The 15,163-nt window shown below is 34.6% G+C and carries 17 protein-coding genes; 10 read left to right on the forward strand and 7 right to left on the reverse strand.

The window, feature by feature from the left end:
• Positions 1–6: 6 nt before the first annotated feature.
• The 4 genes from T367_RS0104245 to T367_RS0104260 all read right to left on the reverse strand — a co-directional run bounded on the left by T367_RS0104245 (position 7) and on the right by T367_RS0104260 (position 4,817).
• Complete coding sequence (locus T367_RS0104245) at positions 7–927, reverse strand: hypothetical protein (protein WP_027418734.1); 921 nt, start codon at positions 925–927, stop codon at positions 7–9.
• Entirely contained in the window at positions 920–2,200 is a 1,281-nt protein-coding gene (locus T367_RS0104250; protein ID WP_027418735.1) for an NAD(P)/FAD-dependent oxidoreductase, read from the reverse strand. Before T367_RS0104250 ends, T367_RS0104245 begins: the two co-directional genes overlap by 8 nt.
• A 97-nt stretch (positions 2,201–2,297) precedes the next feature.
• Complete coding sequence (locus tag T367_RS25460; RefSeq protein WP_157454120.1) at positions 2,298–4,361, reverse strand: T9SS type A sorting domain-containing protein; 2,064 nt, start codon at positions 4,359–4,361, stop codon at positions 2,298–2,300.
• 93 nt (positions 4,362–4,454) lie between these two features.
• Positions 4,455–4,817, reverse strand: coding sequence for a YraN family protein (locus T367_RS0104260; RefSeq protein ID WP_027418736.1), 363 nt, complete (start codon positions 4,815–4,817; stop codon positions 4,455–4,457).
• Positions 4,818–4,946: 129 nt separating this feature from the next.
• Here T367_RS0104260 and T367_RS0104265 point away from each other — a divergent pair, with 129 nt between their 5' ends.
• The 9 genes from T367_RS0104265 to T367_RS0104305 all read left to right on the forward strand — a co-directional run bounded on the left by T367_RS0104265 (position 4,947) and on the right by T367_RS0104305 (position 11,486).
• Positions 4,947–5,834: a hypothetical protein gene (locus T367_RS0104265; RefSeq protein ID WP_157454121.1), complete on the forward strand. Its 888-nt coding sequence runs from the start codon at positions 4,947–4,949 to the stop codon at positions 5,832–5,834.
• Positions 5,835–5,876: 42 nt separating this feature from the next.
• On the forward strand, positions 5,877–6,653 hold the full coding sequence (locus tag T367_RS0104270; RefSeq protein ID WP_027418738.1) for a TatD family hydrolase: 777 nt from the start codon (positions 5,877–5,879) through the stop codon (positions 6,651–6,653).
• 66 nt (positions 6,654–6,719) lie between these two features.
• The gene (locus T367_RS0104275; protein ID WP_027418739.1) at positions 6,720–7,745 is read left to right on the forward strand and encodes an asparaginase; all 1,026 of its coding nucleotides are present in this window, start codon (positions 6,720–6,722) and stop codon (positions 7,743–7,745) included.
• A 133-nt stretch (positions 7,746–7,878) separates the two neighbouring features.
• Positions 7,879–8,697: a MotA/TolQ/ExbB proton channel family protein gene (locus T367_RS0104280; RefSeq protein ID WP_027418740.1), complete on the forward strand. Its 819-nt coding sequence runs from the start codon at positions 7,879–7,881 to the stop codon at positions 8,695–8,697.
• 45 nt (positions 8,698–8,742) lie between these two features.
• Entirely contained in the window at positions 8,743–9,216 is a 474-nt protein-coding gene (locus T367_RS0104285) for a hypothetical protein (RefSeq protein ID WP_157454122.1), read from the forward strand.
• A gap of 9 nt (positions 9,217–9,225) precedes the next feature.
• The gene (locus T367_RS23645; RefSeq protein WP_051568339.1) at positions 9,226–9,936 is read left to right on the forward strand and encodes an ExbD/TolR family protein; all 711 of its coding nucleotides are present in this window, start codon (positions 9,226–9,228) and stop codon (positions 9,934–9,936) included.
• Positions 9,937–9,938: 2 nt separating this feature from the next.
• The gene (locus T367_RS0104295) at positions 9,939–10,397 is read left to right on the forward strand and encodes an ExbD/TolR family protein (protein WP_027418742.1); all 459 of its coding nucleotides are present in this window, start codon (positions 9,939–9,941) and stop codon (positions 10,395–10,397) included.
• A gap of 46 nt (positions 10,398–10,443) precedes the next feature.
• The gene (locus T367_RS0104300; RefSeq protein WP_027418743.1) at positions 10,444–10,974 is read left to right on the forward strand and encodes a hypothetical protein; all 531 of its coding nucleotides are present in this window, start codon (positions 10,444–10,446) and stop codon (positions 10,972–10,974) included.
• Positions 10,965–11,486 carry a gamma carbonic anhydrase family protein gene (locus T367_RS0104305; RefSeq protein ID WP_027418744.1) on the forward strand — a complete coding sequence of 174 codons (522 nt, stop codon included), beginning with the start codon at positions 10,965–10,967 and terminating at the stop codon, positions 11,484–11,486. Before T367_RS0104300 ends, T367_RS0104305 begins: the two co-directional genes overlap by 10 nt.
• 171 nt (positions 11,487–11,657) lie before the next feature.
• On the opposite strand, the gene T367_RS0104310 is transcribed toward T367_RS0104305, so the two are convergent.
• The 3 genes from T367_RS0104310 to T367_RS21335 all read right to left on the reverse strand — a co-directional run bounded on the left by T367_RS0104310 (position 11,658) and on the right by T367_RS21335 (position 13,953).
• Positions 11,658–12,527, reverse strand: coding sequence for a mechanosensitive ion channel family protein (locus tag T367_RS0104310; protein ID WP_027418745.1), 870 nt, complete (start codon positions 12,525–12,527; stop codon positions 11,658–11,660).
• 151 nt (positions 12,528–12,678) lie between these two features.
• Positions 12,679–12,870, reverse strand: coding sequence for a CsbD family protein (locus T367_RS0104315; protein ID WP_027418746.1), 192 nt, complete (start codon positions 12,868–12,870; stop codon positions 12,679–12,681).
• Between the two features lie 156 nt (positions 12,871–13,026).
• Positions 13,027–13,953 carry a YihY/virulence factor BrkB family protein gene (locus T367_RS21335; RefSeq protein ID WP_035842518.1) on the reverse strand — a complete coding sequence of 309 codons (927 nt, stop codon included), beginning with the start codon at positions 13,951–13,953 and terminating at the stop codon, positions 13,027–13,029.
• A gap of 61 nt (positions 13,954–14,014) precedes the next feature.
• Here T367_RS21335 and T367_RS0104325 point away from each other — a divergent pair, with 61 nt between their 5' ends.
• Entirely contained in the window at positions 14,015–15,133 is a 1,119-nt protein-coding gene (locus tag T367_RS0104325; RefSeq protein ID WP_027418747.1) for a DUF748 domain-containing protein, read from the forward strand.
• Positions 15,134–15,163: the final 30 nt, after the last annotated feature.

Raw genomic sequence — 15,163 nt, forward strand, 5'->3', positions numbered from 1 at the left:
TTGATTTTAATTGCTCCACTCAATAACATCGATTTTCCCTAAGTTGCCTCTTTCGCCATAGGCGGACTTACCTTTTATTGGACGCCATAAATCGCCCCCTAAACCGCCAAAATTGGTGATATAGATTTGGTAGTAATATGGTCGAGCTTCAGGTGTTAAATAAACTTTTACATCACCACCGTCTCCACCTTTTCCACCGTTCTTACTAATTCCTCCCTTGCCACCAATAGTTATTATATCTAAGCTGCCCAAGTCAGGTTTTAAGTAGCGAATTTCATCGATATCTAAAGCGTCATTAACAATTTGAATTTTTAAGAATTCTGTTTGAAAATCGTTCTTTACAAGCGAAACATAAACAGATAAATCAGGCCCTTTGCCACCTAATATTGCGGGGTCATCATTATTGGTTAATGTAGCTGTATTATCAATAAATTGAATGTTAATTTTTGTTTTGCCTAATGGTATTTTTTTAAAACCATCATCAGTTAAGGCGCGAGGGTCATACCCATCGGCTCCTTTAAAGCTTATTGATTGACCCAAATCAAATTCAAAAGGTATTTTTTTAACCCACTTAATATTCGGAATACGTGTTAAATAGAATTCGACATCTAAATATGGTTGCACGTTCAAACTATCAGTAATGCGTAACGTAATTTCTTTGCGTGTCTTTTTTATGATGGATCCACCACTGTTTAATACGAACGTATAATCTGAAAAATTTACATTAAAAAAACCATCTCTTGAAGTAACAACTTGGCTGTCTTCAAAAATGGTATTCATTGTAATCGTAACTGTGTTTCCAGGGTATAAACTATCGGCATCATATACAAGTTCACAGCGAACAATTCTTTTTAATTGCCCTGGTTTTATAAACGCAAATAAAGATATTGCTGTGCATATAAAAAGTATAAATATCGATCTATTCATTAGTGGTTTTTTGCCTAAATGGACGAATAATTAAACGTAATCCATTGTTATATTTAAAGTAATTCCAGGTCCAATTTACAAATACTATCACACGATTCCTAAATCCAACGAGCAACATTAAATGAACAAACATCCACACAAACCATGCAAATGTTCCCTGAAATTTAAATTTCTTCAATTCTACTACCGCTAAATTCTTACCTACTGTAGCCATTGATCCTTTGTCTTTATAGATAAATGGAATTGTACTTTTTTTGGCAACAATTCTATTCATCATCTTGGCCAAATAAGCGCCTTGTTGAGACGCTACTGATGCGAGCATGGGTAATCCATTTGGATATAAATCAGATTGAATTAATGACACATCTCCTAAAACATAAATATTTTCATTGTCTTTTAGTTGACAATATTCGTTCACGATTATTCTATTCCCTCTACCAATTGTATCGGCTTTAATACCCTCAGGCATTTGTCCTTTAACTCCTGCTGCCCATATCACAGTATCAGCAATAAAATTTTCAGAGTTTGTTTCTACACATCCATTTAAATAAGACTTAACTTGTGTATCTGTATGAATCTCTACACCGAGTTTTTTTAAGAACTTATTCGCATTTGCTGAAGACTTTTTATCCATGACATTTAAAACTCTTGGCGCGGCCTCAATTAAATGAATCCGCATTAATTTTAAATCCAAATCTGGAAAATCTTTGGGTAGTACTTTGTTTTTTAATTCTGCAAGGGCGCCAGATAATTCAACGCCGGTTGGACCAGCTCCAACAACAACAAAATTCATTAATTTTTTTTGTTCTTCCTTGTCATTAGAATTAATGGCGCGCTCAAAATTTTCAAGAATTTTACTTCTCAAGTTTAAAGCTTCAACAATTGATTTCATTGGCATAGCAGAAGCCTGAATACTATCAATACCAAAAAAATTATTTCCCGCACCGGTTGCGATAACCAATTTATCATAATCCAAATTACCAATATTGGTTTTGATCTCTTGCTTTGTTTGATCAATTTCTAATACTTCAGCCATTCTGAAAAAAGTATTTGATTGTTTACCAAGAATTTTTCTTATTGGATAAGCAATCGAGTCTGGCTCTAGACCAGCAGATGCAACTTGGTATAAAAGAGGTTGAAAAGTGTGAAAATTATTTTTATCTAATACAACAATTTGATACTTTGTTGTATCAATATCTTTTGCAAATTTTAAACCTGCAAAACCTACTCCAATAATTACAATTCTAGGTAATTCAACATTTGGAATATTCATATCTGTTTTTACTTGTAAAGGTAAGAATTATTGAACCGTTGGGAATCAAAAAAGGCGCTTAACTTTCGTTAAACGCCTTTTAGAAAGAAAGATTATTTTATTGCTTAATTAATTTGATGGTTTTTGTATTTTCATTCGAGTTAATTGTAAGGAAATAAGATCCTTTAGCTAAATCTTTTACGTTTATGACTGTTTGATCAATACATTTATCTAATAAAATTGTCTGTCCTAATGTGGAGACTATTTCATAATTAAATTCGCCTTCAATTTGAATTGTCAAATTTTCAACAAATGGATTTGGGAATACATTAACATCAATTGAATTATTCGTATTTATTCCTAATTGCGAATCAACTATAATCATTTCTGATTTCGAACAAGTACCTGCGTCGTTAACAACAACTTCGTAAGTTCCTCCTCCAATATCTGTTAAGTCTTCAGGATCATCAAAATCACCTGTTCCGTCGTTATCCCAATCGAAAGTATAAGGAGCTGTTCCACCTGTCACGGTAATATCAATTGATCCGTCATCACCTAAAAGTTCTTCAATAGTTGTATATGTTATTTCAATTGGAGCGCCAACAGTAATTGTTATTTCGTCTTCTACTTCACATCCATTTTCATCTTCCATTTCAACTTCATATGTAAAAGATCCAATAGCATCAATTGTAAAAGGCACGCCATTGATGACTGGGCTATCCCAATCGTATTCAACACCACCTGATGCTGTTAAAGTAACTTCATCACCTTGGCAAATAACCGTATTATCAGCAGTAATCGTTAATGTTGGTGCAGGGTAAACAGTAAGCGTTACCTCATCGTCGCTAACACAACCATAGATATCAGTTCCAGTACAGGTATAAGTTATCGTTCCTTCGCTTGGGTATATCACATCACGATCATCAACATCACCAGGGCTCCATTCGTAAGTATCAGCTCCGCTGCCATATAAAATAGCACTTTCACCTTCACAAATCTCAGTAGGAGTCACATTGGCAACTACATCAGGAAAACCGTGAACAACAATTTCTATTGTAGGACCACAATCGTCTGGGTTTGTACTATTCGCAGTATAAAAATATGAACCTGGTCCACCTGGAATGAATGGCACTCCCGATTCTATGCCATCTTCCCATGTAGTGATTCCGCCAGTTTCAGAATCAGCAGTTAATGTAATATATTCGTTAATACATGGATCATAATCAGTAACAGTAATTGTTAATGGGCTACATAAAATAGTTATTTCAACTAGCCCATTACCTGATCTTACTCCACCTTCATTATCCTGATTAATTCCATCATTAAAAGAGCCACCGCCACCGCCTCCAACAGTATTCTCTTCACCGCCGCCTCCACCAGAGTAGCCGCCGCCGCCAGCGCCTCTGTCGCCAACTCCACCGCCACCTCCAAAACCACCAGGCCATTCGCCATCAGTAAAGGCAAGGTCTCCACCTTGACCTCCGTCTACAAATGCTTGTCCTCCAGGTATGTCTCCTGAATTCATTCCTCCGCCTGCGGTATAAAATCCTCCACCACCACTAGACCATGTTGATCCACTAGCATCTTGGCCAGGAGTATCTCTAGTACCGCCTATATCTCCACTTGCCGCAGCGCCACCGCCACCATCAGTTCCACCTGGTCCTCCGCCTCCTGGATTTTGACCTGCAGTAGAGGTTGTACCATCAGCTTCGTCACTTATTCCTGGGGCTGTTTTACCGTGACCACCGCCGCCGCCAGCGACAACTAAGGGTGTATCATCAGCAGCTAAAACAACAAACGAACCGCCGCCGCCACTGCCATGCAAACCATCTGATGATCCGCCTTCTTGACCGACTAAGATTTTAATTTCTTGTCCTTCAGTAAGTAAAAATTCCCCATACATTCTTGCGCCTAATCCACCGTCAGCACCGCCTTCTGCTCCCCATGCTTCTATTGAATATTCTCCGGTACTTGGTACTGTCCAATATTGAATTCCAGATATGCCAGTAACTAAGCCTTCCAGATCGGTTCCTTCATATTCTGCAGTTATTTCTGGACCTGTCGGCCCATCCTGTCCTGTTGCACCACAATGTGTGAAAGTGTATGTTTGGGAATAGGCAATACCCATTCCAAAACATAAACACCACACCAGTGCATGTTTAAAAGTAAAAATTCTCTTCATAGTATTATTTTTTAATTGTAATCTAAATATATGAAAAATCAACAATTAAATAATTTTAATTCTGAATTGATTTGCTGTTCATTTATATACTATTCAAAGCAATGCATAAAAAGCATCTTCTAAATGATCGATTTCGAGTGTCTTTTCGTTTAGAATGATAGAAATAATATCAAACCTTACTTCAAGATCAATATCATATTCCAACATATACTCATGTGTTGTTCGAACAATAGTTTTTTGTTTTGCCCTTGTTACGGTAATCTCGGGACCAGCCATGAATTCACTCTGTCGCGTTTTTACTTCAAACACAATTAATAAATCATCTTTTAAGGCAACAATATCAATCTCCCACTTTTTGTATCGATAGTTTTTATGGCATATTTTATACCCCTTTTTGACTATATATTCAGCAGCAATTGCCTCACCTTTTATTCCTAATTCATTATGTTCTGCCATGTATTATTTCGAATGTTAACCATTTTTATACTTGATAGAAATGGATTTTAATGCTAATTTTGATATTTAACAATTTAGGCGGCTATATTGGTTGTTTGTAACAATCTAGTCCTCAATCATTATACTGAAATGAAGGTAAGCATTTTTTCGATATTGGCATTTTTGTTCTTTTTTCTATCTGCGCAGACATCTTTTGGTCAGATGTATTCTTTTAAGAAAAAATTTGGCAACCAAAAAAATGCGGTTTATTTTTATTGGGGATATAACCGATCCATCTATACGAAAAGTGATATCAATTTTTATAGTGAAACTTACGATTTTACTGTAAAAAAAGCGAAAGCTACGGATAGACCAGTTCGTGATTTTAAAACATATGTAGATCCTGCAAAAATTACTGTTCCTCAATTTAACATACGTCTTGGCTGGTATTTTCAACACCGTTGGGATATTTCATTTGGTTATGACCACATGAAATACGTGATGAGCAATAGTCAATCTGTGTATGTTAATGGATATATATCTGAAACCACAACTAATACAAATTTTGTAAATGGTCAATTTACTGATGCTGATGGTTTGATTCCAATTTATGATCATGAATTACATTATGAAAATTCGAATGGATTAAATTATATTTCTGTTCAATTGAATAATACAGTGCCGCTTTATAAAACGAATAGCAGAAATTTTGTCATTCAAAGACGTTTAGGGGTAGGTTTAGGCCCAGTTCTTACTCAAACTGACTTTGATTGGGATGGTGTAACTTATCATACAACACCAAGTTTCGGAGGATTCGGTGTTTCAATTCATACGGGTGTAAGATTTGATTTCTTTAATCGATTCTTTTTTCAGTCTAATTGGTCTGGCGGCTATATTAATCTTTTAAAAAATTCTACTATTGATAATACCAGTTATGCAAAACAAGATTATCTATATGGTCAATGGGAATTACTAGGAGGAGTAATTTTTTACCTCCGCTCTAAAAATGGATGTGGTAGTTGTCCCGACTGGAACTAAAAGATAATTTTTCCTTTAGTTTATTTGCCTTAAATTTGCCCAATGAAATTTATCGATACACATACCCATTTATTTTCTGAGCAATTTTCTGAGGATCGATTTGAAATGGTTGATCGCGCAATTGCTGCAGGTGTAGATAAAATGTTTTTACCAAATATTGATTTGCCTTCAGTTCAACCAATGCATGATTTGGTGAAGCAATACCCACAAAATTGTTTTCCAATGATTGGCTTACACCCATGTTCAGTTGATGAAAATTGGGAAAAAGATTTGGCTGTTCTTAAATCGCATCTTGAAACCAATGAATATTGTGCCATTGGTGAAATTGGAATTGATTTATATTGGGATAAAACAAAATTGGAATTTCAAGATTTAGCTTTTCGTGAACAAATTAAATGGGCAAAAGAATATAATTTACCAATTGCTATTCATGTACGAGATGCCTTTGATGAATGCTTGGCAATTGTAGACGAATTAAATGATGAACGATTGACCGGTGTTTTTCATTGTTTTACTGGAAACATTGAACAAGCCAATCATATTATTAATTATGGTGGGTTTAAATTAGGAATTGGTGGTGTTTTAACCTTTAAAAATAGCGGATTGGATAAAGTGATTGAAGGTATTCCTCTAGAGCATTTAATACTAGAAACAGATTCACCTTATTTAGCACCAACACCGCACCGAGGTAAAAGAAATTTAAGCGAATACATTCCTTTGATTGCTCAAAAACTTGCGCAAGTGCATAATATAAGCGTTGAGAAAGTGGCTGAACAAACTTCAAAAAACGCTTTAGCCCTATTTAATACGGTAAAATAAATCATTTACGCAGTTGACTCATTTTCTATACTATTTTTGTTTTATTAATCGTTAATTTGAAACGTAATGGAAAACCCGAAGGTTTTAATTATTTATACGGGAGGAACAATTGGCATGATAAACGATCCGGAAACAGGCGTTTTAAAACCATTTGATTTTGAACATCTATATAAAAGTGTTCCCGAACTAAAACAGTTCGCATATACTTTAGAAGCTATTTCTCTTGGAGAACCAATTGATTCTTCAGAAATGCAACCTTCAAATTGGGCTGATATTGCTAAAACGATCTTTGACAATTATGTTAAGTATGATGGGTTTGTTGTTTTACACGGCTCTGATACCATGGCTTACACTTCTTCAGCTTTGAGTTTTATGTTACAAGGGCTTCGCAAGCCAGTAATATTAACGGGGTCTCAATTGCCAATTGGGCAAATTCGAACGGATGGTAAAGAGAATATTATTACCTCCGTTGAAATTGCTGGTATGAGAAATGAGTTAGGTGAACCAGCCGTTCAAGAAGTTGCTTTGTATTTTGAATATTCACTATATAGAGGAAATAGAGCTAAAAAAATAAGTTCAGAACATTTTGAAGCTTTTGCAAGTCCAAATTTCCGGAATTTAGCAGAGGCGGGCGTAAATATCGAAATAATTGAGCATGTTTTGTATAAAACAGAACAAGAAGAATTGGTGTTGAACACAAATTTTAGTGAAGAAATAGCTTTAATAAAATTATATCCAGGTATGCCAGTCAAAGCTTTAAAGTCTTTGTTCAATTTTGATTTGGTAAAAGGAATTTTAATAGAGAGTTACGGATCGGGCAATTCTTTTACCAATGCTGATTTTGCAAAAATGGTAGGCGATTTTATAAATCAGGGCGGTATAATTTTGAATATTACACAGTGCGTGACAGGCAAAGTAGCGCACGGAAAATATGAAACAAGTAAATTTTTCACAGACTTTAACATAATTAGTGGAGAGGATATGACTTCGGAGGCTGCATTAACAAAAATGATGTACATACTGGGTCAAGACACTAGTAGGACAGAGAAAATTGAACAATTAAGTAAAAACTTATGCGGGGAGTTAACGTAAATTTAACCTTCTAATGGGCAAAAAAATAGAGTGATATTAATTTAGATTATAAATTTTTGTACTTTAGCAACCTGCTTGAGCATAACGAATAAATAAGCACAAGTTTTAAATAAATTTTATTAAACAAAGAAAAATGAGAAAAGTATTAGCATTAGTCGCTTTTGCGGGGTTTTTAACCTTTGGAATTTCAAATGTAGCGTTGGCTCAAGATCAGCCTGTAGTTGATTCGAATGCAGTATCAGAACCTGTAGAACAAGTTGTTGAAGAAGCTGCGCCGGTAAAAGAAGTTGCACCAGTTGACGACAACACGGGTGGTTATTCTTTCACAACTGAGTTAAAGACAAGATTTATTGAAGGTGGTGCAGGATTTATGGGAATTGTATTGATTTGTTTAATTTTAGGTTTAGCCCTAATTATTGAGCGTATCGTGTATTTGAACTTGTCAACTACAAATACAAAGAAATTAATCGAAAGAATTGAAAGCGCTTTAGCTTCAGGTGGCGTTGAAGCTGCTAAAGAAGTTTGTAGAAATACAAGAGGTCCAGTCGCTTCTATATTTTATCAAGGTCTTGATCGTTCAGACGAAGGAATTGACATGGTTGAAAAATCTGTTGTTGCTTACGGTGGCGTTCAAATGGGATTGATGGAAAAAGGAATGTCTTGGATTGGATTATTTATCGCATTGGCTCCGATGTTAGGATTCATGGGTACAGTAATCGGGATGATTCAAGCCTTTGATGATATTGCTACTGCTGGTACAATTTCTGCAACGGTTGTTGCATCTGGTATTAAGGTTGCACTTTTAACAACAGTATTCGGTTTGATTGTAGCTATTATCCTACAAATCTTTTATAATTACTTATTGGCGAAAATCGATAGTCTTGTAAATGATATGGAAGATGCTTCAATTTCGTTAATTGATATTTTAATTAAACATAGATCTAAAGCGTAAGCTTAATCAATCGTTTAATTATTAATTCATTAAAAAAACAGAAATATGAACAATAAAATAACCTCATTGGCAATTAATTTGGTGATTTTTGCGCTGGCCGTAATATCAGTTATCATGATTGTTCTAGCAATGGGTTCTACTGCGGAAGTGGATAGTACAACTGGTTTAATTAAAGGTGATGCTGGAAACGTTTCAAGTGCAGTGAACTTTACTATGATAATGTTATATGTTGGTTTAGCTGCAATTGCAATCTTTACTGTAATTGCTATAATCACAAATCCTAAAAGATTTATTCCTACAGCAATCGGAATTGTAGTCTTTGGTATTTTAATTGGAATCGGTCGTGCATTGGTAACAATTGAAACTGCTGGTCCTATTATGGGACTTGAAGGTACAACGCCAGATACATTATTATGGGGCGGAGTAGGAATTAAAACGACATTGGTTTTATTGGTAGTAGCAATCGGTCTTATCTTTTTCCAAATGATAAGAGGCGTTGTAGGATACCTAACAAAATAATATCAAATTATGGCAAGAAGAGAAGTTGGGGAAATTAATGCTGGGTCAATGGCTGATATTGCCTTCCTATTATTGATTTTCTTCTTAGTAACAACAACAATGGAAGTTGATGCTGGTATTGGAAGAACGTTACCTTTAAAAAGAGATCAAAATTCGCCACCCGTTGAAATCAACGAGCGTGATGTATTGGATATCATGGCGAATAAGAACGATCAATTACTAGTAGAAAATAGACAACTTCAAATTGAAGATTTAGAAGAAGTTGTTCGTGATTTCTATTTAGCAAATCTTGACAGTGAAACAAATCCTGATTTGCCATTATATACGACAATCTCAAGAACGCAATGTTTGCAAAAAATAGCAGCAAGTAAAGCGGCTTTAGCAACTAATCCAAAAAATGATGTTGCTAATCAGGAGCTTGCGAAATGGACTGCAAAATTGGCGGTTTGTGAAAGCATACCGAATAATTCATACAGAGAAATTAGTAATAAGGCAATTATTCAATTAAAGAATCAGGCCAATACAAGTTTCGGAAGATATATTGATATTCAAGATATCCTTAAAAAAGTGGTAAACGATTTAAGATCGGAAAAAGCTGAAGAGTATGGATGGGGAACGTATTTAGAATTGAAAGAAACGGTTGAAGAGGATATTGAGACGATTGAACGTTTGAGAATATTAGTTCCGGAAAGAATTGTTGAAGCGAAAATAGAAAAATAATTATGTCAAAATTTAAAAAAGGCGGCAAAAAAGGTATACCAGGTGTAAATACATCTGCCTTACCAGATATTATTTTCATGTTGCTTTTCTTCTTCATGGTAGCAACTACTATGAAAGAGGTGGACATGCAAGTTGATGTTAAGAAACCGCAAGCTACACAAGCAATGGCTATTGAGGATAAGGATAATGTAGATTTTATTTACATCGGTCGTCCTTATGATGCTGAAGAAGGTACAGAACCAAGAATTCAGTTAGATGATGCATTGGCGCCAGATCCTACTTTTGTTCCAATTTGGAAACAACAAAAAGCAAGAGAAGGTAAAAAACCATTTGATATTGTGACATCTTTAAAAGTAGATAAAACAGTAGGTATGAGAATTGTATCTGATGTGAAAGAAGGCTTAAGAACAATTGACGCATTAAAAATTAATTATTCTGCAGATCAATTGGTTGCAAAATAATTTTATTTAAAATATCTTAGCCCATCCTTAACTATATTGGTTTCGGATGGGCTTTTTAATTCCTATAATTACCTTGTTAAGATCATATTACTTTCTGTTATCAGTTCTGATAAGTCTTGCTTTCGTCTCTTGTAATTCAAGTCAGGAAAAGGCAATCGATAAACCATCCTTTTTTCCATTCATTAGTTTTAATCCGGATGTTCGAATTCTCAATTTCGAATTGAATTCACCAATGGCTGAAGTGTTTTTATTGATGGATAGTCTCTATGGTGCACCAGTCTATAAAGGGGAGGTCATTAATTATCATATAAAAAAATTTAATCTCGACATCGTTTTCAATGAAGAGAATAACCTACGGGATTATACCGTCTTTATAAAGGATACTTCTATGTTGAAAAATGGAATGGAATTGAAAAATTTCTTAAAATCGAATGCAGTTTCGTTTCATGAAAATAAGCAGTATTCTATTTTTAATTACCTTTCAAAAGACTATAAATATAAAGTAACCTTGCTTCAAGTTGAAGGCTTTATTCGACTGCAAATTACAACCGAACTAATCAATAATAAATGGCACTAATTAAAAAAGTAAGAGGATTTGAACCGCAAATTACAAAGAGTAGTTGGTTAGCAGATAATGCAACCTTAATCGGTGATATTACCATGGGTGAGAATTGTAGCTTTTGGTTTAATGCTGTCGTTCGAGGTGATGTGAATTCGATTGTACTAGGTGACAATGTTAACATTCAAGATGGAGCAGTGATACATTGTACTTACGAGAAAACAAAGACCATATTAGGGAACAATGTTTCGGTAGGTCATAATGCTTTAGTGCATGGATGTAAAGTCCATGACAATGTACTAATCGGTATGGGAGCCATTGTAATGGATAATTGTCTAATTGAGGAGAATTGTATCATTGCAGCAGGCGCAGTTCTTTTAGAAGGCACACATGTCAAGTCTGGATCAATTTGGGCAGGCGTTCCAGCCAAAAAAGTAAAGGACTTAAGTCCCGAGAAGTTTAAAGATGAGGTTATGCGTATCGCTCAGAATTACCGAATGTATGCGAGTTGGTTCGAAGCTGAAGAGTAACGTTACCTTTTCCTTCAATTTTTTACTAATCACTAAAATTCAGCTGCGAAACACATTCTTACCACCTACTAATGTGCGAATCTTTCGCGTATTTTCTTAAGATTCGTCGTGGAGGATATTCATCCGACAATATTCTGATACCTAAATTGCTAAACTAATAACTAGTTGATTTTAGACCTCTTTATTATCTAGCTGCACCACCAACGGTGTATCACCATATAATTTCACTTCTTGAATGTTGGCAGGCATACCGAATTTGTGATCCATAAGCGTTCGTTTTACATCTCGCATTACGTCGAATTTAATTTGAGCGGCTGCTACTTTATAATCCTTAGTTTGGGTCCAAAACCTAACTTCTAAATTCACTGTATTTGTTCCGAATTCATTAATCAATACTTGTGTTTTCTCGTCGGTTAATATTTCGGGATGATTGTTGACCACTTCAGTGATAACCTTAACAGCTTGATCAATATCATTGTCATAATCAATCCCAACCAAGAAGGACTGTCTTAAAAACCCATCTTCTGTGTGGTTATAAACAGTATTGGTGACAATATCACTATTCGGAATATAAACGTCTTTGCCATCAAAGGTTTTTAATTTTGTCGTTCTAAATTTTAAGGCGTTCACAACACCAATATTATCATTTATAGTAATGGTATCTCCCAAACTAAATGGTCGATCAAACACTAAAAGAATGCCTGCTAAAAAGTTTTCACCGAGTTCTTTGAAAGCAAAACCTAAAATCACTGCACTCATTCCAGCACCTGCTAATAAACCTCCAGCTATACCTGTAAATCCTAAGGCATTTAACGCCAACATAAGACCCGCAGTGATGATTATCAATTTAACGAGTCGAATTAAAAAGTCGGCAACTAAAGGGGAGTCTGCTTTTTTTTGGACTCTTTTTCTGAGTGTTTTTGCAACTAGTATTCCTATTAGAACGAATACAGCAAGAATAATTGCTGATATGGCAATCTTAGGAACGCTTAACAAGAAAATGTCCCAGTAATTATTTAGTGTCTGTTGAATTTTATCCATTATTTATATTTTTTATTTTCGATGTTTAGAACGCAACTCCAGTTGCTGTTCTTTCTATTAACTAAAAAGAACACCTTTCGTTTGAATGAAAGATGTTCTTTTGAAACCAAGTGAAATATAAACTCAACTTTGGTTGATCAATTTTTGACTTTTACAGTTTGTCAATAAAAGATTTTACTTCATCTTTGGTTTTACCCGTTTTTTCCTGGATTCTACCTAATAGCTCATCTTCTTTACCTTCGGCATATTTTAAATCGTCATCAGTAAGTTCTGCGTATTCTTGCTTTACTTTACCTTTTAATTGATTCCAGTTTCCTTTAATTTTATCTGTTGTTGCACTCATAATTTTATGTGTTTAGTTAATAATTTGTTTCTTGCCTTTAACAATGGAAATTTTATGCCAAGAAGAAGTTTTTATTATTAAATAGCCACTAAATTAAAGTCTTATACGAACATTATAAAATACCATTTTTAACTGCTTAATATATTATGTAAAAACTTATAGTTCAGACTGATATTCGTCATAGTCAACTTGAATCGTTTTAATCTTTTTTGCTCCTTTAGACGGTTCAATTGGATGTTTTTTATAGAGCATGTACGCCCGTGTAATCTCTGCCCCAAAAAGCACCATAACTGTGGAATAATATACCCACACCAATATGATGATAATAGATCCCGCAGCTTCGTAAGTTTCGGAAAAATCACTATTTGATATATACCAAGAGATTAATAAATTACCGAATGATAAGAAAAGGGTAGTGAATAATGCAGCCATCAAAACATTTTTCCATTTTAATTTCACGTCGGGCAAGACTTTAAATACGAGCATAATTACCGCAAATACTGCAATTATCGAAATTAAACTACCGGTTAAATCCAAAACAATACTAGGTGTTTCACCTAGCGCGTTTTCTAACTTGTCAAAGAATAAAGTTAATACGGAGTCTAGTAAGAGTGATACCAATAATATAAACCCTAAAGACACGATCATCCCAAAGGATAAAACTCTGTTAATTAGAAATTTAACGAATCCTTTTTTTGGAGTCGCAACTACATCCCAAATCCTATTTAAGGCTTCTTGAAGGGCCATAAAAATCGTTGTAGCAGAAAAAAGTAATGTTCCAACGCCTATTAGTGTTTTAACGGTCAGGTCTCCAGATAGTTGAATTTTAGTAATAATATTCTCAACAGTTTCTGCAGAAGCAGTGCCTATATATCCTTGTAATTCAGATACTAATTCACCTTGTACCGCTTCTTGGCCAAGAAAAAAACCGGCGGTGACAATGACTGTAAGCAATAGACCGGGTAGGGAAAATATCGTGTAAAATGCTATTGCAGCTGCGTATGTCATAACGCTGTGCGTACTAAACCCTTCAAAGGTCAGTTTAGTGATTTTAATAATAGATGTAAATAATTTGTTTTTCATAATCGGAATGGAATTTGGTTTGTAATAACCAAGAACTAATCCAAGAAAAATAATTATAAAAATGAATAGAGTAAAAACATTTATCAAAAAACGGAAATACTTACTAATTGTTCTTGCGGTATTAATCGGTTTCAGAATTTGGTTGCCTTATTATGTGAAGAACAAATTAGTTGCTGCGATTAACGAGGTTGAAAATTATAGTTGCACAATTGAGGATGTCGACATTTCTATATTCAGAGCAGCAATGGTTTTACAAGGATTTGAAATTATGTTAACCGACAATGAAGTACCAGAACCTTATGTCGCCGTAAATGAAGCAGATATTTCAGTCGAATGGAGAGCAATTCTGCAAGGCGCGATTGTAGGAGAGATTTATATTGATCAACCAGTGATGCACTTTTCGGATGGTGAGGATGAAAGTGAAAAGCAAGCCGGTGATGTATCATGGGTGCAACCAATTCTAGATTTCATACCACTTAAAATTAACCGACTTGAAATTGTAGATGGTAAAGTCGAATTTGCAAATGATAAATCGACACCAGCAGTAAATTTAGAATTAACAGGTATTGAGTTTTTAGCCACCAATTTAACCAATGCCCAACAGGAGAATGATTCATTGCCTTCTGATGTCATATTAAGATCAACTATATATGACAAAGGCAATCTAGAAGTCACTGGGAAAATGAATATACTTAAAGATATGCCTGATATGGATCTTGATATAAACATAAAGAATGTTGACTTAACAGAATTGAATGATTTTACAGAAGCTTATGCGGCATTTGATTTTGAAAAAGGTAACTTTTCCTTAGCAGCAGAATTCGCAATGATGGACAGTGAAATCCTTGGGTATGTTAAACCGATTCTTGAAGATGTTAATGTGTTTTCATTTAAAGAGGAAGGGAAAACACTAAATAAATTTTGGCAAGCATTTCTAGGATTCTGTGTTGAGATAACAGAAAATCAAAGAAATGATCAATCCGCAACTAAGGTTCCAATTGAAGGAAAAATAGAAAATCCAGATATTGCTATCTTTCCAACGATCGGTAATATATTTAAAAATGCTTTTATAGAAGCATTCACAAAGAATACAGACAATACGATAGACATTGAAAAATTAAAGAATAAAAAAGATAATTCATCAACCTTAAAAGAGAAAATTAAATCCGTGTTTAACTAGAAAAGAGTGAATAATATTAATCTACGCAAG

It is taken from the genome of Crocinitomix catalasitica ATCC 23190 (assembly GCF_000621625.1).
In the GTDB taxonomy this organism is placed as follows: Bacteria; Bacteroidota; Bacteroidia; order Flavobacteriales_D; family Crocinitomicaceae; genus Crocinitomix; species Crocinitomix catalasitica.